The organism is Methylorubrum subtropicum (genome assembly GCF_038442325.1).
GTDB lineage: Bacteria > Pseudomonadota > Alphaproteobacteria > Rhizobiales > Beijerinckiaceae > Methylobacterium > Methylobacterium subtropicum.
Genome location: NZ_JBBXMW010000007.1, coordinates 1 through 18,781 on the forward strand (window position 1 = coordinate 1; position 18,781 = coordinate 18,781).

Annotated in this window: 20 protein-coding genes; 7 read left to right on the top strand and 13 right to left on the bottom strand. The window is 71.2% G+C overall.

What is annotated here, in order from left to right; translation table 11 throughout:
* The first annotated feature begins 371 nt into the window (after positions 1-371).
* Both AAHG03_RS11415 and AAHG03_RS11420 read left to right on the top strand, forming a co-directional pair.
* Positions 372-839, top strand: coding sequence for a hypothetical protein (locus tag AAHG03_RS11415; protein ID WP_342151024.1), 468 nt, complete (start codon positions 372-374; stop codon positions 837-839).
* 102 nt (positions 840-941) lie between these two features.
* Complete coding sequence (locus tag AAHG03_RS11420; RefSeq protein ID WP_342150788.1) at positions 942-1,616, top strand: ribonuclease T2; 675 nt, start codon at positions 942-944, stop codon at positions 1,614-1,616.
* A 98-nt stretch (positions 1,617-1,714) separates the two neighbouring features.
* On the opposite strand, the gene AAHG03_RS11425 is transcribed toward AAHG03_RS11420, so the two are convergent.
* Positions 1,715-2,887, bottom strand: coding sequence for a glycosyltransferase family 61 protein (locus AAHG03_RS11425; RefSeq protein WP_342150789.1), 1,173 nt, complete (start codon positions 2,885-2,887; stop codon positions 1,715-1,717).
* A gap of 107 nt (positions 2,888-2,994) precedes the next feature.
* Between AAHG03_RS11425 and AAHG03_RS11430 the strand changes: the two genes are divergently transcribed.
* On the top strand, positions 2,995-3,843 hold the full coding sequence (locus AAHG03_RS11430; RefSeq protein WP_342150790.1) for a 23S rRNA (adenine(2030)-N(6))-methyltransferase RlmJ: 849 nt from the start codon (positions 2,995-2,997) through the stop codon (positions 3,841-3,843).
* Between the two features lie 5 nt (positions 3,844-3,848).
* On the opposite strand, the gene AAHG03_RS11435 is transcribed toward AAHG03_RS11430, so the two are convergent.
* The 3 genes from AAHG03_RS11435 to AAHG03_RS11445 all read right to left on the bottom strand — a co-directional run bounded on the left by AAHG03_RS11435 (position 3,849) and on the right by AAHG03_RS11445 (position 5,927).
* Entirely contained in the window at positions 3,849-4,106 is a 258-nt protein-coding gene (locus tag AAHG03_RS11435) for a DUF6894 family protein (RefSeq protein WP_342150791.1), read from the bottom strand.
* A 122-nt stretch (positions 4,107-4,228) separates the two neighbouring features.
* On the bottom strand, positions 4,229-4,459 hold the full coding sequence (locus tag AAHG03_RS11440) for a hypothetical protein (RefSeq protein ID WP_342150792.1): 231 nt from the start codon (positions 4,457-4,459) through the stop codon (positions 4,229-4,231).
* Positions 4,460-4,493: 34 nt separating this feature from the next.
* A complete protein-coding gene (locus tag AAHG03_RS11445; RefSeq protein WP_342150793.1) occupies positions 4,494-5,927 on the bottom strand; it encodes an FAD-linked oxidase C-terminal domain-containing protein in 1,434 nt (477 codons plus the stop codon).
* A gap of 317 nt (positions 5,928-6,244) precedes the next feature.
* On the opposite strand from AAHG03_RS11445, the gene AAHG03_RS11450 reads away from it, so the two are divergent.
* Positions 6,245-6,607 (top strand): c-type cytochrome, encoded by a 363-nt coding sequence (locus AAHG03_RS11450; RefSeq protein WP_342150794.1) that lies wholly within the window; start codon positions 6,245-6,247, stop codon positions 6,605-6,607.
* A 170-nt stretch (positions 6,608-6,777) separates the two neighbouring features.
* Positions 6,778-7,140, top strand: coding sequence for a c-type cytochrome (locus tag AAHG03_RS11455; protein WP_342150795.1), 363 nt, complete (start codon positions 6,778-6,780; stop codon positions 7,138-7,140).
* A 70-nt stretch (positions 7,141-7,210) separates the two neighbouring features.
* On the opposite strand, the gene AAHG03_RS11460 is transcribed toward AAHG03_RS11455, so the two are convergent.
* The 5 genes from AAHG03_RS11460 to AAHG03_RS11480 form a co-directional block, all read right to left on the bottom strand.
* On the bottom strand, positions 7,211-7,681 hold the full coding sequence (locus tag AAHG03_RS11460) for a MarR family winged helix-turn-helix transcriptional regulator (protein ID WP_342150796.1): 471 nt from the start codon (positions 7,679-7,681) through the stop codon (positions 7,211-7,213).
* A gap of 523 nt (positions 7,682-8,204) precedes the next feature.
* Positions 8,205-9,497 carry an HlyC/CorC family transporter gene (locus tag AAHG03_RS11465; protein WP_342150797.1) on the bottom strand — a complete coding sequence of 431 codons (1,293 nt, stop codon included), beginning with the start codon at positions 9,495-9,497 and terminating at the stop codon, positions 8,205-8,207.
* Positions 9,498-9,783: 286 nt separating this feature from the next.
* Positions 9,784-10,377, bottom strand: coding sequence for a DUF1254 domain-containing protein (locus AAHG03_RS11470; RefSeq protein WP_342150798.1), 594 nt, complete (start codon positions 10,375-10,377; stop codon positions 9,784-9,786).
* Positions 10,374-11,045: a DUF1214 domain-containing protein gene (locus tag AAHG03_RS11475; RefSeq protein WP_342151025.1), complete on the bottom strand. Its 672-nt coding sequence runs from the start codon at positions 11,043-11,045 to the stop codon at positions 10,374-10,376. The genes AAHG03_RS11470 and AAHG03_RS11475 overlap by 4 nt, the downstream gene beginning before the upstream one ends.
* 17 nt (positions 11,046-11,062) lie before the next feature.
* Positions 11,063-13,339: a transglycosylase domain-containing protein gene (locus AAHG03_RS11480; RefSeq protein ID WP_342150799.1), complete on the bottom strand. Its 2,277-nt coding sequence runs from the start codon at positions 13,337-13,339 to the stop codon at positions 11,063-11,065.
* Between the two features lie 504 nt (positions 13,340-13,843).
* Between AAHG03_RS11480 and AAHG03_RS11485 the strand changes: the two genes are divergently transcribed.
* On the top strand, positions 13,844-14,308 hold the full coding sequence (locus AAHG03_RS11485; RefSeq protein WP_342150800.1) for a YcgN family cysteine cluster protein: 465 nt from the start codon (positions 13,844-13,846) through the stop codon (positions 14,306-14,308).
* Between the two features lie 6 nt (positions 14,309-14,314).
* Here AAHG03_RS11485 and AAHG03_RS11490 read toward each other — a convergent pair whose 3' ends face one another.
* On the bottom strand, positions 14,315-14,905 hold the full coding sequence (locus AAHG03_RS11490; protein WP_342150801.1) for a GNAT family N-acetyltransferase: 591 nt from the start codon (positions 14,903-14,905) through the stop codon (positions 14,315-14,317).
* Positions 14,906-15,150: 245 nt separating this feature from the next.
* On the opposite strand from AAHG03_RS11490, the gene zapE reads away from it, so the two are divergent.
* On the top strand, positions 15,151-16,368 hold the full coding sequence (zapE, locus tag AAHG03_RS11495; protein ID WP_342150802.1) for a cell division protein ZapE: 1,218 nt from the start codon (positions 15,151-15,153) through the stop codon (positions 16,366-16,368).
* Between the two features lie 310 nt (positions 16,369-16,678).
* Here the strand turns inward: zapE and AAHG03_RS11500 are convergent, their stop codons facing one another.
* The 3 genes from AAHG03_RS11500 to AAHG03_RS11510 are packed head-to-tail and all read right to left on the bottom strand — an operon-like array spanning position 16,679 to position 18,737.
* Positions 16,679-17,230: a DNA-3-methyladenine glycosylase gene (locus AAHG03_RS11500; protein WP_342150803.1), complete on the bottom strand. Its 552-nt coding sequence runs from the start codon at positions 17,228-17,230 to the stop codon at positions 16,679-16,681.
* Positions 17,231-17,241: 11 nt separating this feature from the next.
* Positions 17,242-17,955 (bottom strand): ribonuclease HI, encoded by a 714-nt coding sequence (gene rnhA / locus AAHG03_RS11505; RefSeq protein WP_342150804.1) that lies wholly within the window; start codon positions 17,953-17,955, stop codon positions 17,242-17,244.
* 32 nt (positions 17,956-17,987) lie between these two features.
* Complete coding sequence (locus AAHG03_RS11510; protein ID WP_342150805.1) at positions 17,988-18,737, bottom strand: hypothetical protein; 750 nt, start codon at positions 18,735-18,737, stop codon at positions 17,988-17,990.
* Positions 18,738-18,781 lie beyond the last annotated feature (44 nt).

Here is an 18,781-nt window from a genome sequence, read left to right on the forward strand (position 1 = left end):
GCGGTCTGCTGCGCGAGCGGGCCGGCCGCCTCGATGTCGCGACCGGCCGTCTTGCCTGCGTCGCCTGCCTCATGGCCGCCAACGCCCTCAACAATCCCGCATAAGATCGCGATCTCAAACAGGCTCTGAGGTGCCGCGCCAGCGGCCTCGAAGGAGGGCTCCAGCCCGCCGCGCGATCCCTGGAGCCCTCCTTCGAGGCTCCGCTTTCGCTCCGCACCTCAGGATGAGGGAGATGGGTGGGAGGCGTGCCGCTGGTGTGCCCCCCAAACCCCAACGACCGCCAAAACGACGGCCCCGGCTCGCGCAAGCTTGACTTGGCGGCCCCGCCCGGCATCGTCCTGTCCCAACCTCAACAGGCGGATCTGAGCGGCATGCGCCCGAACCTTCCCCTCGCCGTCCTGGCACTGGGCCTCGTCACGGTCTCGGCCGTACACCCGGCCTTCGCCCGCTCCGGCCGCGAAGAAATCTCGCCGGCCGAGGAGCAGACCTTCCCCTACGACGCCGACATCCCCGGCTGCCAGGACACGTCGGTGCTGGAGAAGGTGTCGAACCAGTTCGCCGAGAAGGAGGCGAAGTTCTGGAACTCGTCGCTGACGATCCTCTCCTACGAGCGGATCGAGCGCACGGCGTGGCGGCCCTACGGCGTCGACTTCATCCCGCGCCGCTACTGCTCGGCGGTCGCCACCACCTCGGACGGGGTGCGGCGCAAGGTCGATTACTCGGTGCGCGAGAGCCTCGGCATCATCGGCGCGACCTGGGGCGTCGATTTCTGCGTCCACGGCCTCGACCGCAACCTCGCCTACGCCTACGCCACCGCCTGCCGGATGGCCCGGCCCTGAGGACGTGATCGGAAAAGCGCGGGCGGCCTCGAGCACAAGCTTGACTTGCGGCCCGGGCCCGGCATCGTCCGGGGAACGACCCGCGCTTTCACCGAGACCGCCATGCTCCGCCGTTCGCTTGCCGCGCTCGCCCTCGGGTCGACGCTCATTTCCGGTGCGGGTGCGCAGGATTTCGGCGGGTTCCGGCGCGGCGGGGGCGAGCCCGGCGCCTTCGACTTCTACGTGCTGGCGCTGTCGTGGTCGCCAACCTATTGCGACGGCGAGGGGGCGCGTCGCGACCGCGACGGCCAATGCGCGCCGGGCCGCGGCCTCGGCTTCGTCGTGCACGGGCTGTGGCCGCAATACGACCGCGGCTTCCCCTCGAACTGCTCCGCGGTCGAGCGCCCGCTCACCCGCAACGCCATCGACGCCGCGGGCGAGGTGATGCCGAGCGAGGGGCTGGCCCGCCACGAATGGCGCACCCACGGCACCTGTTCGGGCCTCGATCCGGTGACCTACTTCAAGGCCGTGAAGACCGCCCGCACCGCGGTGACGATCCCCGACGCGCTCAACAAGCCGGACGGCACGATCCGCGCGGCGCCCATCGACATCGCCCGCCAGTTCGTCGCCGCCAACAAGGGCCTGCGCCCGGACATGATGGCGGTCACCTGCCGCCGCGGGCAGTTGCAGGAGGTGCGGATCTGCTTCGCGAAGGATCTGCGCGGCTTCACCCCCTGCCCCGAGGTCGCGCGCCAGAATTGCCGCGCGGGCGAGGTGACGATCGAGGCGGCGCGCTAGCGCATCGTCCTGGATATCGTATCCAGGACGATGCGCTAGCTCCTTGTGCCGCATCGGCTTTTTTCCGAAAGCCGGCGGCCACCTTTCGGGCCGATGCTCTAGGCTCTGTTGGTCAGCCGCGCGATGGCGCGGTCGAAGCGGCGGCGCAGCCGGGCGAGCCGCAGCCGCAGCGCCTGCCGGTTCGTGCCCATCAGCCGGTCGAAGGCGAGGCCCAGCGGCAGGTCGGCGAGTTCGCAGGCCGAGGCGTCGAGATACTGATAGTGCTGCCCGCGCATGGAAGCGAGCAGCAGGAACCACGGCCGCAGCTCGCCCCGGCCGTCGAGGTCGGAGTTCAGCTCCAGCACCCGCAGGTCCGGCCGGCCGAATACGATGTTGCTGAGCCCCGCGCCGTGGGCCGCCACCACGTGGGTCGCGCCCTTGAACAGCCGGATCTGCCCGGCCATGTCGAGGGTCTCCAGCCGCACCTTCGCGAAGCCGTGATGGGCAAGATGCCGGTCGAGGCTGCGGATCGCCCGTGGGTCGATGAGGCGCGGGTCGCGCACCCGCTCGATGAAGATGCGCCGCGGAAGCGCGCGATCCGGCGCCGCCGGGACGGCCCGGGCCAGGGTCTCGAATGCCGCGAAGGACGCGTCGAACACGTGGAGCGCGGCCGGCTGGCCGTGGTTCGGCCAGATCAGGTGGAGGTTGCGCGGCCGGTAGAGGCCGTCCGCCACCGGCCGGACGCGGTCCGCGTAGCCGCCCAGGGTCAGGAGCTGGTCGAGCATCGCCGGGCCGTCCCCGGGCGCGCCGGTGCGGCGGGCCGGCAGCACGGCCGCCGCCTCCGGCAGGTGCGCCAGCGCCAGCGGCAGCTTCGGCAGCGCCAGCGTCAGGAGATGGAAGTGGTTGTCCCAGGCGCAGTCGATGACGCTGACCCAGTCCTCGTCCACGTCGATCGCCGCCCGCAGCCGCTCCGGCGTCACGTTCGGGTCGGCGCGGCGGAACGCCGCCGTGTCGTGCACCGGCCGCCCCTCGGCGGTGAAGGCGACCCCATCGACGCCGGGGCCGAACAGCAGGCAGCCGCGGGGGATCGTCACCACGTCGAGATGCATCGGCCGGGTTGTGCCGCGATACGGAACCTGCTTCAGGAGGGCCGCCGGGTCCTGGCCCCGGAACGAGGGGACGACCGCCGCGTCGGTGCGGGGATCGCGCCCCACGGCGATGGTCCGGCGCTCGGGCAGGTCCGTGACGGCGATGGGCCGCGCCTCGCTCATCGGCCGGCCCGGCCCTCTCATGGTCGGCTCCCTTGGGGCGTCCGGCCGCCGAACCTTCGAGATGGGGAAGCTGGTATCATGGTCCGATCGCGACGGGACGAGGATCGGGCGCCGTCCCCGGCCGTCCGGTGAATTACCGCCACGCCTTCCACGCCGGCAACTTCGCCGACGTGCTCAAGCACCTCGTGCTGGTGCGGGTGCTAGCACACCTCGCCGCCAAGCCGAAGCCGTTCCGGGCCATCGACACCCATGCGGGGATCGGCCTCTACGACCTCGACGCCGACGAGGCCGGGCGCACCGGCGAGTGGCACGACGGCATCGGCCGGCTCGACGAGCCCTTCGCCCCCGAGGTCGAGGCCCTGCTCGCGCCCTATCGCGCGGCGGTCGCCGCGGTGCGGGCGCGCTACGGTGCCACGACCTATCCGGGCTCGCCCGCGATCATCCGCGAGGCCCTGCGGCCGGGTGACAAGGGGGTTTTCGTCGAACTCCACCCCGTCGATGTCGGCACGCTGGCGGAGCGCTACGCCAGCGATTCCCGCACCAAGGTCATGCATCTCGACGGCTGGACCGCGCTCAACGCCCTGATCCCGCCTCCCGAGCGCCGCGGCCTCGTGCTGATCGACCCGCCCTACGAGGAGCGCGGCGAGATCGACCGGCTGGGCCATAGCCTGCTCAAGGCCGCCCGCAAATGGCCGACCGGCATTTTTCTGGGGTGGTATCCGATCAAGGATCCTTCGGCTGTCGAGCGCATGGTCACGGCGCTGAGTGCCGGACTGGAACGGCCGGCCTTGCGCCTCGACCTGATGATCGAGCGGCCCGACGCCCCGACGCGCCTCTCCGGCACCGGCTTGGTCGTGATCAACCCGCCCTGGACGCTCGCCGCGGAGGGCGACGTGTTCCTGCCGGCGCTCGCCGAACGGCTGGCGCGCAGCGGCTACGGCGCGTTCCGCTGCGAGCGGCTCGGGCCGGAGGGGTAGGCCCGTCAGTGCAGGGTGTCGTCGCCCTCGGGCGGGGCCTCGACGGCCTCCGAGAACGGAAACTCGAACACCGTCTCGCCGGCCCCGTCCGCGACGATCAGGCTGGCCTGCATCAGCCGGGCGGTGTCGGGCTCCTCGGCGAGGCTCTCGCGGATCGTCGCGCGGGCGACGCGCCACGCGTGATCGGGATCGGCCAGTTCCACGCCCTCCTCGTCGGGGAGGACGGCGTCGCCGATGCGGGTGTGGAAGAAGTAGCGGGGCATGTGGGTCTATTCGCCCGGCGGCTGGCGGCGGTCGAGGTCCCATTCGTTGAGCCGCACGGCCGCATACGCCAAGCCTAGGGCAAGCAGGGGGATGCCGAACAGGACGTAGCCTTCGAGGAAGGTCATGCTTTCAACCTCCGCAGGACGCGCCGGGCCGCCAAATGTAGGCCGATCTCGACGACTAGCCAGATCAGCGAGAACGCTACCGCCCAGATCGTAACGGGCGGTGACGTCGGAAACTGATAGCTCAGTGCCACGACCGGCGTCACGAAGCCGGCGATGATGAAGGCACTGCTCGCACGATCGATATTGGCCGCGAGCAGCTTGACCTGCTCGTTCTCGATCAAGCTCATCGCGCGGGCGCCGTGACGGAGGCAAGCAACAGCGTCACGCCGCCACCCGGCCCTCCAGCGGAAACACCTTGGCCGGGTTCATCAGCCAGGCCGGGTCGAACACGTTGCGCACGCGCATCTGCTGTTCGAGGTCGGCTTGCGCGTACTGGAAGCGCATCAGCTCGCGCTTCTCGATGCCGACGCCGTGCTCGCCGGTGAGGCAGCCGCCGACCTCGACGCAGAGCTTGAGGATCGCGTCGCCCGCGGCCTCCGCCTTCTGCAATTCGCCGGGCTTGTTGATGTCGAACAGGATCAGCGGGTGGAGGTTGCCGTCACCCGCATGGAACACGTTGGCGACGCGCAGACCCTGCTCGGCGCAGATCGCGCCGATGCGCTCCAGCACCGGGCCGAGCTGGCCGGTCGGGATCGTGCCGTCCATGCAGATGTAATCGGAGATGCGGCCGGTGGCGCCGAAGGCGGATTTGCGGCCCTTCCAGATCGCCGCCGACTCGGCCTCGGACTTCGACACGCGGATGCTGGTCGGGTTGAAGTCCGCCGCGATGGCCTCGATCCGGGCCAGCATGTCGGTGCATTCCTCGTCCGAGCCCTCGACCTCGATGATCAGCATCGCGGCCGCGTCGCGCGGATAGCCGGCCCCGGAGAAGTCGTCGGTGATCAGGATCGCCTCGCGGTCCATGTACTCGATGGCGACCGGGATGATGCCCGCCGCGATGATCGCCGCGGTGCAGGCGCCGGCATCCTCCACGGACGAGAAGCCGACGAGCGCGGGCCGCGCGCCCTCCGCCGCCCGCAGGATGCGCACGGTCGCCTCGGTGACGATGCCGAGCTGGCCTTCCGAGCCGCAGATCAGGCCGAGCAGGTCGTAGCCCGGCGCGTCGAGATGCTGGCCGCCGAGTTCGACCACGGTGCCGTCGTTGGTCACCAGGGTGACGCCCATGAGGTTGTTCGTCGTCACGCCGTATTTCAGGCAGTGGGCCCCGCCGGAATTCATGGCGATGTTGCCGGCGATGGTGCAGGCGAGCTGGCTCGACGGGTCGGGGGCGTAGAAGAAGCCCTCATGCGCCACCGCGCCCGAGATCGCGAGGTTGGTGAGGCCGGCCTCGACGCGCGCGGTGCGGTTGGGAAAGTCGAGATCGAGGATGCGGGTCATCTTGCCCACGCCCAGGATGATCGCGTCCTCCTGGGCGATGGCGCCGCCCGCGAGCGAGGTGCCGGCGCCGCGCGGCACCACCCGCACGCCGTTGGCATGGCAAAACGCCATCACCGCCGAGACCTCCGCGGTGGTCGAGGGCAGCACGACGGCCAGCGGCATCTTGCGGTAGGCGGTGAGCCCGTCGGTCTCGAAGGCGCGGCGCTCGTCCTCGGTCGTCACCAGAGCCTCCGGCGCGACGAGGGCCGCGAGCCCCTCGACGATGGCCTCGCGGCGGGCGACGACGCTGGCGTCGGGGGCGGGGAAAGCGATCGACATGGGCGGCGTCTCCTCGGATTTCGGGCGGGCGCCTTACGGAGATTCTCGCCGGGCCGGCCGCGCGGGTCTTCAGCACCGCTTCAGCTGCACCGTGCGAGGATCGGGCGCACCGTGAATGAGGGGAATCTAGCGCGAAACGCGACGCGGCGCACGGCGCTCCACCGCCGCAAGGGAGCGGAACCGGACAGGGCGTGACACGCGTTACCCGGTGTCAGCTCGACTGGACGGTGGCACAGCTTAGTCTATATCTGTTCTAAGGCAGGGAAGCTCTGCCGCATGCGGGGCGGCGACGCCGTCCCCACGGAGGAAAGAACACGATGCGTCACCTCATCCTCGGCGCCGCCCTCGCGGTGCTGATGCCGATCGCTGCCCAGGCCGAGGGCGACGCCGCCGCCGGCGAGAAGGCGTTCGCGCCCTGCAAGGCCTGTCACAACTTCGAGAAGAACGGCGTCGGCCCGAACCTCAAGGGTGTGGTCGGCCGCAAGGCCGCTTCGGCCGAGGGCTACAGCTACTCGCAGGCCCTCAAGGATTCCGGGATCACCTGGGACGAAGCGAACCTCAAGGAGTGGCTGATCGGCCCCGCCTCCAACAAGGTCAAGGGCACCAAGATGGCCTATCCGGGCCTGAAGGACGAGAAGAAGGTCGAGGACGTCATCGCCTACCTCAAGTCCAAGTCCTGATTTCCTGAATCGGAAGGCCCGGCCGTGCGCGACCGGGCCTTCCTCAAGCTTCGCTCGGACCGTGCAGGGGCGAGCGAGGTCCAAGGCCCGCAAGGTCTCAAGCTGGTTGCGGGAACGACGCCTCTGCACACGCGCGCCGCGACCCGGCCGCATCCAAGGAGGAAAACGACATGCGTCACCTGATCCTCGGCGCCGCCCTCGCGCTGCTGCTGCCCGTCGCCGCCCAGGCCGAGGGCGATGCCGCCGCCGGCGAGAAGGCGTTCGCGCCCTGCAAGTCCTGCCACAACTTCGAGAAGAACGGCGTCGGTCCGCAGCTCAAGGGCATCGTCGGCGAGAAGGCCGGTCAGGGCCGCGACGGCTACGCCTTCTCCGAGGCGCTGAAGAATTCCGGCATCACCTGGGACGAGGCCAACCTCAAGGAGTGGCTGATCAACCCGAAGCAGAAGGTTCCGGGCACCAAGATGGTGTTCCCCGGCATCAAGGACGAGAAGAAGGTCGACGACATCATCGCCTACCTCAAGACCAAGTCCTGATCGCTTCGAACTTCGCTCACGCTCGGAAGAGCCGCTTTCGGGCGGCTTTTCCTTTGTCCGATACCGATCTTCAGGCCGCGACCTCGGTCCCGGCCGCGCCGGCATGCAGGGCCTCGCGCATGGTCTCCAGGCTGTCGAGGAGGGCGCGCCGCTCGTTCAGGCTCATCCCAGTCATGCCGCCGACCGTGAGGGGCAGGCAGTCCATCTTGCCCTTCAGGTCGCGGCCCTTGTCGGTGAGGAAGATGCTGACCTGCCGCTCGTCCGGCCGGTCGCGGGCGCGGCGCACATGGCCCGAGGCCTCCAGCCGCTTCAGCAGCGGCGTGAGCGTGCCGGAATCGAGGAAGAGCCGGCCGCCGATCTCCTTGACCGACATACCATCCTCCTCCCACAACACCAGCAGCACGAGGTATTGCGGATAGGTCAGCTCGTGATGCGCCAGCAGGTTGCGGTAGGCGCGGCCGAACGCGTGCGCGGCGGCGTAGACGGCGAAACAGAGCTGGTTGTCCAGCAGTTGCGGGTCATCCCGGCCCGGGTCACTCATGGTCCATCCTCGATGCGCGCTCCGACGCGCGCCGTCTCCTCGATCCAGGGGCCGGGCGCGGCAGGGCGCTGGCGGCGAGCCGCCTCAGATATGGTCGGTCCCCGGACGCGCCAACCCGCCGACGGCGAATCGGTTTCCATGTGAGCACGATAGCGACCGGCAGGCGTCCCCCGTTTGCGGTGTGGGCCGCGGAGCCGGGACGATCGCGCAGCCGACGGCGTGCAGCGGACCTCAGGGTGGGGACGTTAGAGGAACATCCGGCAGGGCACAATCAAACTGTGCGCAGCGCAACCCCCTGTCCAGGGGATGGCTCGGGCGGTTGGGGCCATGGGGAGCGGGCCACGCCCGTTCGAATAATCCTCCGCCGTCATTCCGGGGCGCCGAAGGCGAACACGGAATCCACGACCGGGCACGGCGGCTCAGCTTCCACCGGGTATCCCGCATCACGGGTGGATTCCGGGTTCCGCTACGCGGCCCCGGGATGACGGGGAGAGAAACGGTGTCTCGCCTCTCACGAAATCCCTCACCCCTCCCGCCGCGGCGCGGGCGCCACCGGGGTGATGCGCAGCGAGGTGATGCGGTTGCGGGCCTTGCGCAGCACCTGGAAGCGGAAGCCGTGGAAGTTGAAGGCGGTGCCGGCGTCGGGGATGGCGCGGGCCTCGTGGATGACGAGACCGGCGACCGTGGTGGCCTCGTCGTCGGGCAGCGTCCAGTCCATCGCCCGGTTGAGGTCGCGCACCGCGACGCTGCCCTCCGCCAGCACCGAGCCGTCCGCCTGCGGGCGCAGGCCCGACACCGCGACGTCGTGCTCGTCGGCGATGTCGCCGACGATCTCCTCGAGGATGTCTTCCAGCGTCACGAGGCCCATCACCTCGCCGTACTCGTCGACGACGAGCGCGAAGTGGGTCTTGCGCGCCAGGAACGCCTTGAGTTGGTGGCGCAGCGTCGTGGTGCCGGGCACGAACCACGTCTCCAGCGCCAATACCTCGACCTTCAGCCCCGCCGCCACGCCGCCCGCGGCGTCGAGCGCCCGCAGCAGGTCCTTGGCGTGGAGCACGCCGACGATGTTCTCGTGGCCGTCGCGCCACAGCGGCATGCGGGTGTAGGGCGAGGCCAGCACCGCGCGCACGATCTCCTCGGAAGGGAGCCCGGCATCGATGGTGCGCATCTTGGTGCGGTGGACCATCACGTCGGCGACCGTCAGCTCGCCGAGATCGAGCAGCCCGCCGAGCATGTCGCGCTGCGCCTTCTCGACCCCGCCCTCGCGGTGGAGCAGGGCGACCTGTCCGCGGATCTCCTCGGTGGGGGTGAGGATCGAGCGGCCGGCATCGATCGACAGGCCGAGTGGGCGCAGCAGCATCCGCACCAGCGCCTCGACGGCGAGCGCCAGCGGCCCCAGCAGCCCGACCGCGAAGGCGACGGGGCGGGCCGACGCCAGCGCGATCCGGTCGGGATTGTTGATCGCCAGGGTCTTGGGCAGCACCTGCGCGAGGGCGATGACGAGCACCGAGAGCGCCGCGGTGGCGTAGAGCACGCCGATCTTACCGAAGAGATGGACCGCGACGCCAGTGGTGAAGGCGGCCGCGCCGATGGCGACGACGTTGTAGCCGATCAGCATCGCGCCGATAAACCGCTCGCGCCCGGCCAGGATGCGGTTGACGAGACCCGCCCGTCGGCTGCCGGCGGTCTCCAGCGCCAGCATCCGGGCGCGCGAGGCGGCGGTGTAGGCGGTCTCGGCGCCCGCGAAGAAGGCCGAGAGGATCAGGGCGATCCCGACGATGGCCGCCGCGAACCAGAACTCGGTGTGGTCGTCCATGGGCGCGTCCGGTTTTTTATGCGTGGGCGACGAGCCCGAAACCGGAGCAGTATAGGCGCATACGAAAGCCGCCGCGTCCCCTCTCCCCTCCGCGGTAGAGGGTGGCCCCCGGAGGGGGTCGGGTGAGGGGCTGGCTCCGCACTATCCGGAACCGTCGCTCCCCTCTCCCGCCCCGCATCCGCGGGGCACCCTCCCCCCATCCAAGTCGGGCTTGCCCGACTTGGACTTTCCCTTGCGGATTTCGGGCAAGCCCGAAGTCCGTTGGGGGGAGGGTTTTGCGGCAGCGTCAGCCCTTCCCGTCTTCGGTCGGCTCGGCCGGGCTGTCGATGGTGCAGGCGACGGCCTGCACCGCCGCGTCGGCGACCGCGCGCTGGCTCGGCAGGGCGGCGATGACGCGGACCACCGCGAAGCCGCGGCGGGCGGGGGCGACGATGCGCACGTCGCGCGTCACCTCGCCCGCGACGTCGTTGGCCAGCGCCTCGTCGAGCTGCGCGCGGGTCATCACCACGAGGTCGAGGCCGCCGCGCACCGCCGCCTGATCGGTCAGCGCGTAGAAGGCGCCGCGGCGGGCGTGGACCGAGACCGAGAGCATCAGCGAGCCGGCCTGGGCCGAGACCCGCATCGGCCCGTCGTCGAGATCGTAGGAACAGACGCCGACCGATACCGCCGGATCGGGGTTCGGCAGCCAGGATTCCTGCGGGGGCGCCTCGCCGGTCAGGCCGTGGATGCGAAGCGGATGGTCCAGCGTCTCCGAGGCTTGCGCGCGGGAGAAGGCGTCCCCTTCCGCGAAGCGCGGGATCGCCAGGACGGTGGCGACGTGGACGAGGCCGGCGAGCACCAGCCCGGCGCCGGTGGCCAGCAGGAACGGGCCGCGGCTCATCGGGCGCAACCCACGCGCTCGATCGCCGGCAGGCTGTCGCGTTCGAGGGAACTGACGCTCGCGGCGACCGGCGTGTCGTAGAGGCGGAGTGCCAAGCGCACCGGCCCGCGCGGACGCGGCATCGGCAGCCAGTTGCCCGGCTGGACCTCCGGCGAGAGCAGGATCGCGAACTGGCCGTCGGCGTCGCGCAGGATCTCGGTGGAGGTGAAGTTGTCGCGCATCGGCGCCTGCTCGGCCTTGCCGCGGCCAGTGACGGTGAGCGTCCAGGCGCGGGCCGGGGGCGTGATGCCGGAGAGCTTGTAGGTGCAGGTGGCGTCGAGCGTCCGGCCGCTATCGTCGGCGGCGGCCGTCAGCAGCATGCCCTCGCCGACCGCGAGCGGGATGTCGCCGGCCCGGGCGTTGACCGCGCGGGCATAGGGGTCGGCATCGAACGCGCCGGCCTTGGGCCACGCCGTCCAGCTGCCGATCGGCGTGCCGCCGAAGGGATAGCCGCCGCTGGTGGCGTAGTCGGCGCTGACGAGGCCGAGCACCCCGCCGAGCGCGAGCGCGTAGACGACGAGCCCGACCCGCGCGCTGCGCGAGGTCGCGCCCCGCAGGAGCGCGCCGAGCCGCGGGGCCCGTCGGGCGGGGGTCTCGGCGCCTTGGCCGGCGCCGGCCGGTGTCTGCATGTCCATGCGGGCGGCGCTCAAGGCGTCCCGAAGCCGGCGGCGCGGGCGCCCTCGGCGACGTCCACCGGGGTGAGGCCGGGCACCTTCGGGGAGCCGAGCGAACCCTGGCGCGCCGGCCCGCCGCCCGGGCCTTGCGTGGCGCCTTGCGTCTTGGCCGACCCTTCCGCCTCGACGCTGCGGAACAGGCCGTTGAGGCCGGACAGCACCTCGAACGAGCGCCGCGACAGCCGCCCGCCCGCGCTCGCGGCGGCGGCCGCGGTCTCGGCCTGGGCGACCTGCGGGCTGCCCTTGCGGTCGTTGAGGCCCGGCATCGGCTTCAACTCGATGCCCTGGTGGGCCGGCGCCATGATCTCGTGCCACGTCATCGCGGGAAGCGAACCGCCGGTCATCTTGTTGGTCGGGCTGTGGTCGTCGTTGCCGTACCAGACGGCGCCGACATAGTTGCCGGTGTAGCCGACGAACCACGCGTCGCGGTAGCCGTTGGTGGTGCCGGTCTTGCCCGCCACCTTCACGCCCTCGATCTGGGCCTTGCGCGCGGTGCCCTCCTCGACGACCTTGTTGAGCATGTAGTTCATGTCCGCCGTCACCTGGGACGAGAGCACCTGCACCGGCGGCTCGTCGGCGTGGCGATAGATCACCTCGCCGCTCGAATTCTTCACCTCGACGGCGGCGTAGGGCTTGGCGAGCCGGCCGCCGTTGGCGAACACGGCGAAGCCCGCGGCCTGATCCATCACCGTCACCTCGGTGGCGCCGATGGGGAGCGAGGGCGTGTCGGTCAGCGGCGTCGTCACGCCCATGGCCTTGGCGAGCTGGATGATCTTGGCCCGGCCGGCCTTGGCCGCGTTCCACTCGTGGGTGATGCCCATCCCCTTGCCGATGGCGGTCGTGATCTTGATCGGGATGGTGTTGACGGATTTCGCCACCGCGAGCCACAGCGGCTGGCGGCCCGAATAGGAGCGGCCGTAATTCTGCGGGCACCAGTTGCCGACGCAGACCGGCGAATCGACCACCGGCGAATCCGGCTTGTAGAGCCCGGCGGCGAGTGCTGCCGCATAGACGTAGGGCTTGAACGACGAGCCGGGCTGGCGCAGCGCGTCGGTGGCGCGGTTGAACTGGCTCTCGCCGTAATCGGCGCCGCCGACCATGGCGCGCAGGGCGCCATCGGGATCGAGGATGACGACGCCCGCCTCGTCCACGTCGTACTGGTCGCCGAGCCGCCGCAGCATGCCCTCGACCGCTTGGTCGGCGGAGCGCTGGATCGACAGGTCGAGCGGCGTCTTGACGGTGAGCACCCGGTCGGAGCGGAGCTTGCCCGCATCCGCCATCCGCCGGACCTCGTTGAAGGCCCAGTCGAGATAGTAGTCGGCGGTGATGTCGCGGGTGCGGGTGACGGGCGTCGCGGGGTTGCGCAGCGCCGTCTGGATCTGGCCCTCCGTCACGAAGCCGGCCTCGACCATGTTGTGCAGCACGTCCACGGCCCGGCCGCGGGCGGCGGGCAGGTTGACGTTGGGCGAGTACTTGGTCGGCGCCTTGAACAGGCCCGCCAGCATCGCGGCTTCCGCCAGCGTCACGTCCTGCAGGCGCTTGCCGAAGTAGTAGTCGGCCGCCGCCACCGCGCCGAAGGTGCCGCCGCCCATATAGGCGCGGTCGAGATAGAGCTTGAGGATCTGGTTCTTGGTGAGATGGCTCTCCAGCCAGAAGGCCAGGAACGCCTCGTTCACCTTGCGCTCCAGCGAGCGCTCGTTGGAGAGGAACAGGTTCTTGGCGAGCTGCTGCGTCAGCGTCGAGCCGCCCTGCGTGCCGCCCTTTCCGCTCGAGTTCGAGACCAGCGCGCGGGCGGTGCCGATCGGGTCGATGCCGTAATGCTCGTAGAAGCGCCGGTCCTCGGTGGAGAGCAGCGCCTTGATCATCAGCTCGGGGAAGTCGTCGAACTTGAGCGAGTCGTCGTGCTTGATGCCGCGCCGCCCGACCTCGGTGCCGTAGCGGTCGAGGAAGGTGACGGCGAGATCCTGGGCTTTCAGCCAGTTGTCGCTGGTGAGGTTGAAGGCGGGTTGGGCCAGGAACAGCAGGAACATCGCACCCGCCGCGCCCACCGTGACGCCCTCGCTCGTCAGATCGAGGGCGACGCGCTTCCAGCCGCGGAACGAAAAGACCTGCATGCGCGCCTGGAAGCGCTCGTAGGCCTCGGTGGTGGAGTGGCCGCCCTCGTAGAGGCTGGAATTCATCCACGCGTCGAAGGCGAGCGAGGCCCGCGAGAGCCGTGTCTTCAGCGTCTTGAGGCTGGGCAGGCGCACGGGGTGATCCGCTTCTCTCGAAACCTTCGGGGCCGGCCGCTCGGGCACCGGACGTCGGCCGACCGGGTCCCCGCCGTTCTGTAACAGGACAGAGGCGGGCCGGCGAGCTTTCGTCTCCGTTAAGGAACGCGAGACCGGGGCCGCGGGACCGGCCCGGGGCCCTTGAGTTTCGCTTAACCTTAACGGGGGCGATAAGGCTCCAGCCTCGCCGCCGATCCGGGCGGGGGTGTGGCGGAGGGCAAGAGCAGGAACGCCGCAGCACGAGGGGATTTCCTCGCCCACCGTCATTCCGGGGCGCCGAAGGCGAACCCGGAATCCACGACTGGCCGCGACGCCTTCCGTAGCCGCGCATCACGGGTGGATTCCGGGTTCCGCTGACGCGGCCCCGGAATGACGGGCGTGAAGAGACTTACGCCGGCTCCGCTTGCCCCGTCCCCCGCCATGCGGCAGGGAGAACCCCGTCCTGAAATGGATCATGCGTGAGAGAAGCGAGGCGCCGACATCATGGCGGAGCGCGGCGAGGGGCCGTTCTGGCGGGTCAAGACCCTCGAAGAGATGAACCCGGCGGAGTGGGAGAGCCTGTGCGACGGCTGCGGCCGCTGCTGCCTGTTGAAGCTCGAGGACGACGATACGGGTGAGATTCACCACACCGATATCGGCTGCACCCTGCTCGACGCCCATGCCTGCCGCTGCCGCGACTATCGCAACCGGGCGAAACGCGTGCCGGACTGCGTGCGGCTGACCCCGCAGGCGGTACGCGAGATTCCGTGGCTGCCGCCGACCTGTGCCTACCGCCTCGTGCGCGAGGGCCGCGACCTGCCGGGCTGGCACCCGCTGATCACGGGCCGCCGCGCCAGCGTCCACGAGGCCGGCATCTCGGTGCGCGGGCGCGTCTCGGGCAACGAGGAGGAGTTTGCGGAAGAGGAATACGTCGAGCGGATCGTGGCTTGGCCGGGCGAGGCCGCCTGAGCGGCCTCACGCCGCCCGCGGCAGGGCGGCGAGCCCGAGATCGAGCAGCCCCTCCACGCCCTCGCGCCAGAGCGAGAGCACCGTCGGCCGGGTGAGGCGGAGCGCCGCCTCGCTCTCGCCGTCGCGCAAGGCGACCTCGGCGCCGAGGCGGGCGGCGAGCCGCCGCATCGCCCCGTTCATCGGCAGACAGCGCAGATGGAGTTCGCGCACGCCGCGGTTGCGCGCGGCCTCCGCCAGCCGCTCCAGCAGCAGCCCGCCGTGGCCGGCGCGGCGAAAACCTCGCTCGACCGCGAGCGCACCCTCGGCGAGTGAGCCGAACCGGCCGGCCAGTCCCTCGCGGCCGAGGGGGCGCAACTCGGCCAAGGCCCGCAGCGCGCCATCGACGAAGACGCCGAACATCAGCCCCGGCGCCCGCATCGCCCGCTCGGCATGGGCCGCCACCGCGGCGTCACCGAGGGCGGCCATGAAGCGGCTGGCGCGGGCGTCGCGGTCGAGGCGCAGGAAATGGGCCCGCACGGCGGCGGCGTCCCCCGGCCAGAGGCGGCGGCAGACGATCGCGGACGGCACGGCTCGGGAAGTCGGGTCCGGTGAGGGCATGATACGCGCCTTCGCCTCAAGGCCCGGCCGACGTAAGGATCGACGGCCGGCACGCTCCCCCTCCCGCGAACGAAACTGGCGGCGAACCGCCCTTGTTGCAATGCAGCAAAGTGCCGGATCGGCGGGTTCCCCCGCATGGCTGGCCCGCGTGCGCCGGCTTGACCATCCCGACTTGATCCCGGCGGGACCGCACTGCACTTAAGGCGAACCCCGGCCCGAACGGCCGCCCCGAGACGCGGCCCCGGATGCCCACGGACAAGTTCGCCCCCTCCGACCACGCCCGCTCCGGCGCGCCCCATCCCGGCCCGGTGCGCGGTCGCTACGACGCGCTGGTCGCGTCCGGCACGATCGAGCGCGACCCGGCGCAGCTGCGCCTCGTGGCGGCCCTGGACGATCTGGTGCAGGCGCTGTCGCGGCGGCGGCGGGCCAAGAAGGGCTCGGCGCTCGGCTGGCTGTTCGGCCGCAAGGACGAGGCGGCGGAGGCCACCAAGGGCCTCTACGTCTGGGGCTCGGTCGGCCGCGGCAAGACCATGCTGATGGACATCTTCCACGAGGCCGCCCCCGGCCCGAAGCGCCGCGTCCACTTCCACGGCTTCATGGCCGACGCGCACGAGCGCATCCACGCCCACCGTCAGGCGGTGAAGGCCGGCACCGCCAAGGGCGACGACCCGATCCCGCCGGTCGCCGAGGCGCTGGCGGCGGAAGCCACGCTCCTGTGCTTCGACGAGTTCACCGTCACCGACATCGCCGACGCGATGCTGCTGGGGCGCCTGTTCGCCGCCCTGTTCCGCCACGGCGTCACCGTGGTGGCGACCTCGAACGTCGAGCCCGACCGGCTCTACGAGGGCGGGCTCAACCGCGCCCTGTTCCTGCCGTTCGTGGCGGAGCTGAAGCAGCGGGTCAGCGTGCTGCGGCTCGATTCCCGCACGGATTTCCGCCTGGAAAAGCTCGGCGGCGCCTCGGTCTACCACGTGCCCGCGGACGCTTCCGCGGGCCGAGCGCTCGACGCCGCCTTCAAGGCGCTGACCGGCAAGGCCAAGGGCAACCCGAGCACGGTGCGGGTGAAGGGCCGCACGGTGGCGGTGCCGGAGGAGGCCGGCGGCGTCGCCCGATTCAGTTTCGACGACCTGTGCCGCAAGCCGCTCGGCGCCTCCGACTACATGGCGCTGGCCGTCACCTTCCACACGCTGATCGTATCGGGGATTCCCGTGATGGGCGAGGCCGAGCGCAACGAGGCCAAGCGCTTCATCACGCTGGTCGACACACTGTACGACGCCAAGGTGAAGCTCGTCGCCTCCGCCGCCGCCGAGCCGCCGGGCCTCTACACCGCCACCGACGGCCGCGAGGCCTTCGAGTTCGAGCGCACCGTCTCGCGGCTGATCGAGATGCGCTCGGAAACGTATCTGGCGGAAGCCCACGGGCATGGGGTGTCGGAATCGAGCGCGGGGCTGGTCGAGACCTGATCCGCCTTCCGGTTGCCGGCCATACTCCCCCTCTCCCCGCACGCGGGGAGAGGGTCGCGACGACCTCGTCGTCGTCGCGACGAGCGGTAGCGGGGGTGAGGGGGCTTCGACGTAAGAGCCTCCTCCGAAAACGCCCCCTCACCTTCGGCTGCCGCCTCGCTTAATGCCCCGACGAGGGGGCATGAAGCCCTCTCCCCGACTGATCCCAGGCTTGCCTGGGATCAGCAAGCTAAAGACCGAAGTTGGGCAAGCCCAACTTCGGGGCGGGGAGAGGGGATGCGCGGGATCGAAGCCGCTGAACGATAAGCACTTATCGTCGCGGCAGCGGCCGACTGACGAACGGGGAGCCGGCCAGCAGGAAGCGCCAGGGCGTGTCCGCGCCCTTGGTGATGCCGATGCGGGTGGTCGCCGCCACGCTCACCGGCCCCGCGGGCGGTCCCCACGCGAACGGCGCCCGGTCCACAGGTACGCCATCAAACAAAAGATCGATGCCGAGCGCCTGGGCGAGGCGGCCGGGGCCGGCGCAGAGGCGCCGCGGATCGGTGAGGCCGCGGCGGGCGCGCATGGCGTCGAGGCCGGCGCTCGGGGCGAGCGCGCGCAGCAACACGGCGCTGCCGGGCTCGCAGACGAGGTTGAGGCACCAGTGCAGGCCGTAAGAGCGGTAGACGTAGGCGCGGCCCGGGGGCCCGAACATGCTGGCGTTGCGCTTGGTCGGGCCGGAAAAGCTGTGCGAGGCCGGATCGGTGCGGTCGTAGGCCTCGGTCTCGACGATGGCGCCGCCGACGCCCTCGACCAGCAGGACGTGCCCGATCAGGTCCGCCGCGACGGTCGCGGCGGGGCGGTCGAAGAAGGCGGCGTCCATCCGCCCTCCCCTCACGAGGCCTTGCGCGCGGAGAAGTCCTGCCGCGCGCGGGCGATGCCGGCGGGGCCGAGATCGAGGGCGAGCCGCACCGCCTCCTCCAGCAAAGCCTGGGGCGTGGTGCCGGCGCGGTCCGCGGCGCGGGTGAGCGCCCCGACGAGGTCGGAGGGGAGCGCGACCGGAGTCGTCTTCTGGACGGGGCTCGGCGCCGCCGGGGCGGCGGTCGTGGCGGAGGCGGTCGCCGTCGCGGAGACGGTGGTCGATGAGGCGGACGCCGAGGCCGACGCGCTTTTCACCCCCGTCAGCGCCTCACGGCGACCTTGCGCGGCGAGGCGGTCGGCGCGCTCGTTGCCGGCCTCGCCCGCGTGGCCGCGCACCCAGGTCCATTTCACGTCGCGGGCGGAGGCGAGCGCGTCGAGGCGCTGCATCAGGTCGATGTTCTTCACCGGCCCCGTGGCGGTGCGCCAGCCGCGGGCCTTCCAGCCGCGCATCCATTCGGTGACGGATTTCACCACGTACTGGCTGTCGCAGCGCATCTCGATGGCGGCGCCCTCGGGGAAGTGTTCCAGCGCGCTGATCGCGGCGGTCAGCTCCATGCGGTTGTTGGTGGTGGCGCGCTCGCCGCCGCACAGCTCGACCGTACCGCCGGGCGCCTGGATCACGACGCCCCAGCCGCCGGGGCCGGGATTGGGGTCGCAGCCGCCATCCGCGTAGACGATGGTTCGCATGTTTGCCTTGAGCGTTTCGGGGCCGGGCGAGCCTAATACTTGGCCACCACCGGCGGGGCCAGAGCCACCGCGGCGGCCTCGGCCAGCCCGCAGCGCTCGGCGGCCTCCGGCGGCAGCAGCGGATCGAGCCCGCGTCGGCGCCCTTCCAGGAACGCCAGCGCCTGCTCGGCCGGCACCGCCTCGCGGCCGGGCATCTCGACCAGGAAGTGCTCCAGGGCGTAGCGGTAGCGCGCGACGCGCAGCCCCGTCTCGATGCGCACCCAGGCGACGAGGCAGCGGTTCTCGGCGACCCGCATGGCGGCCTGCCGCATGTCCCACTCGTCGAGGCTCTTGGCGAGCGGCAGCGCCCGCAGGCGCATCGCGTCGGCCTCGAACACGCGGGCCGCGACGGCGGCGAAGGAGGGGATCAGCCGCCCGTCGGCGGTGGCGTCCTCGGACAGGCGGCGGTAGCGGGAATACGCCGAGCGGAAGCCCTGATCGAGCAGGCCGTCGTGATAGGCCGGGATGGCGTCGGGGCGCCACCCGGTCGGCAGCGCCCGCACGCGGGTGAGGTTGGCCAGCACGTCCTCGAACGCCGCGCGCCCCTGCGCCGGCATCAGGAAGCGCCACGCGCGGTCGCGCAGGATCTCCTCGTCGTCGGTGAGCGGCGAGGCCGAGGCCGCCAAGCCCCGCTCGCGGGCCGCGATCGTCCCGGTGGTCTCGATCAGGCTGTTCCACGTGCCCTTCGCCGGCCGCCCGAAATCGCCCTCCTGCGCGCAGGAAGCGAGGAGCGCGGCGAGCACCAGCGAAGCCAGCGGGAGGGGAAGGCGGGGCCCGCCCCCGCGGA

Bases quoted from the DNA above. Each gene is read 5' to 3' on its own strand.
- AAHG03_RS11415 (WP_342151024.1), top strand. From the start codon at position 372: ATGCGCCCGAACCTTCCCCTCGCCGTCCTGGCACTGGGCCTCGTCACG.
- AAHG03_RS11420 (WP_342150788.1), top strand. From the start codon at position 942: ATGCTCCGCCGTTCGCTTGCCGCGCTCGCCCTCGGGTCGACGCTCATT.
- AAHG03_RS11425 (WP_342150789.1), bottom strand. From the start codon at position 2,887: ATGAGAGGGCCGGGCCGGCCGATGAGCGAGGCGCGGCCCATCGCCGTC.
- AAHG03_RS11435 (WP_342150791.1), bottom strand. From the start codon at position 4,106: ATGCCCCGCTACTTCTTCCACACCCGCATCGGCGACGCCGTCCTCCCC.
- AAHG03_RS11440 (WP_342150792.1), bottom strand. From the start codon at position 4,459: ATGAGCTTGATCGAGAACGAGCAGGTCAAGCTGCTCGCGGCCAATATC.
- AAHG03_RS11445 (WP_342150793.1), bottom strand. From the start codon at position 5,927: ATGTCGATCGCTTTCCCCGCCCCCGACGCCAGCGTCGTCGCCCGCCGC.
- AAHG03_RS11450 (WP_342150794.1), top strand. From the start codon at position 6,245: ATGCGTCACCTCATCCTCGGCGCCGCCCTCGCGGTGCTGATGCCGATC.
- AAHG03_RS11455 (WP_342150795.1), top strand. From the start codon at position 6,778: ATGCGTCACCTGATCCTCGGCGCCGCCCTCGCGCTGCTGCTGCCCGTC.
- AAHG03_RS11460 (WP_342150796.1), bottom strand. From the start codon at position 7,681: ATGAGTGACCCGGGCCGGGATGACCCGCAACTGCTGGACAACCAGCTC.
- AAHG03_RS11465 (WP_342150797.1), bottom strand. From the start codon at position 9,497: ATGGACGACCACACCGAGTTCTGGTTCGCGGCGGCCATCGTCGGGATC.
- AAHG03_RS11470 (WP_342150798.1), bottom strand. From the start codon at position 10,377: ATGAGCCGCGGCCCGTTCCTGCTGGCCACCGGCGCCGGGCTGGTGCTC.
- AAHG03_RS11475 (WP_342151025.1), bottom strand. From the start codon at position 11,045: ATGCAGACACCGGCCGGCGCCGGCCAAGGCGCCGAGACCCCCGCCCGA.
- AAHG03_RS11485 (WP_342150800.1), top strand. From the start codon at position 13,844: ATGGCGGAGCGCGGCGAGGGGCCGTTCTGGCGGGTCAAGACCCTCGAA.
- AAHG03_RS11490 (WP_342150801.1), bottom strand. From the start codon at position 14,905: ATGCCCTCACCGGACCCGACTTCCCGAGCCGTGCCGTCCGCGATCGTC.
- zapE (WP_342150802.1), top strand. From the start codon at position 15,151: ATGCCCACGGACAAGTTCGCCCCCTCCGACCACGCCCGCTCCGGCGCG.
- AAHG03_RS11500 (WP_342150803.1), bottom strand. From the start codon at position 17,230: ATGGACGCCGCCTTCTTCGACCGCCCCGCCGCGACCGTCGCGGCGGAC.
- rnhA (WP_342150804.1), bottom strand. From the start codon at position 17,955: ATGCGAACCATCGTCTACGCGGATGGCGGCTGCGACCCCAATCCCGGC.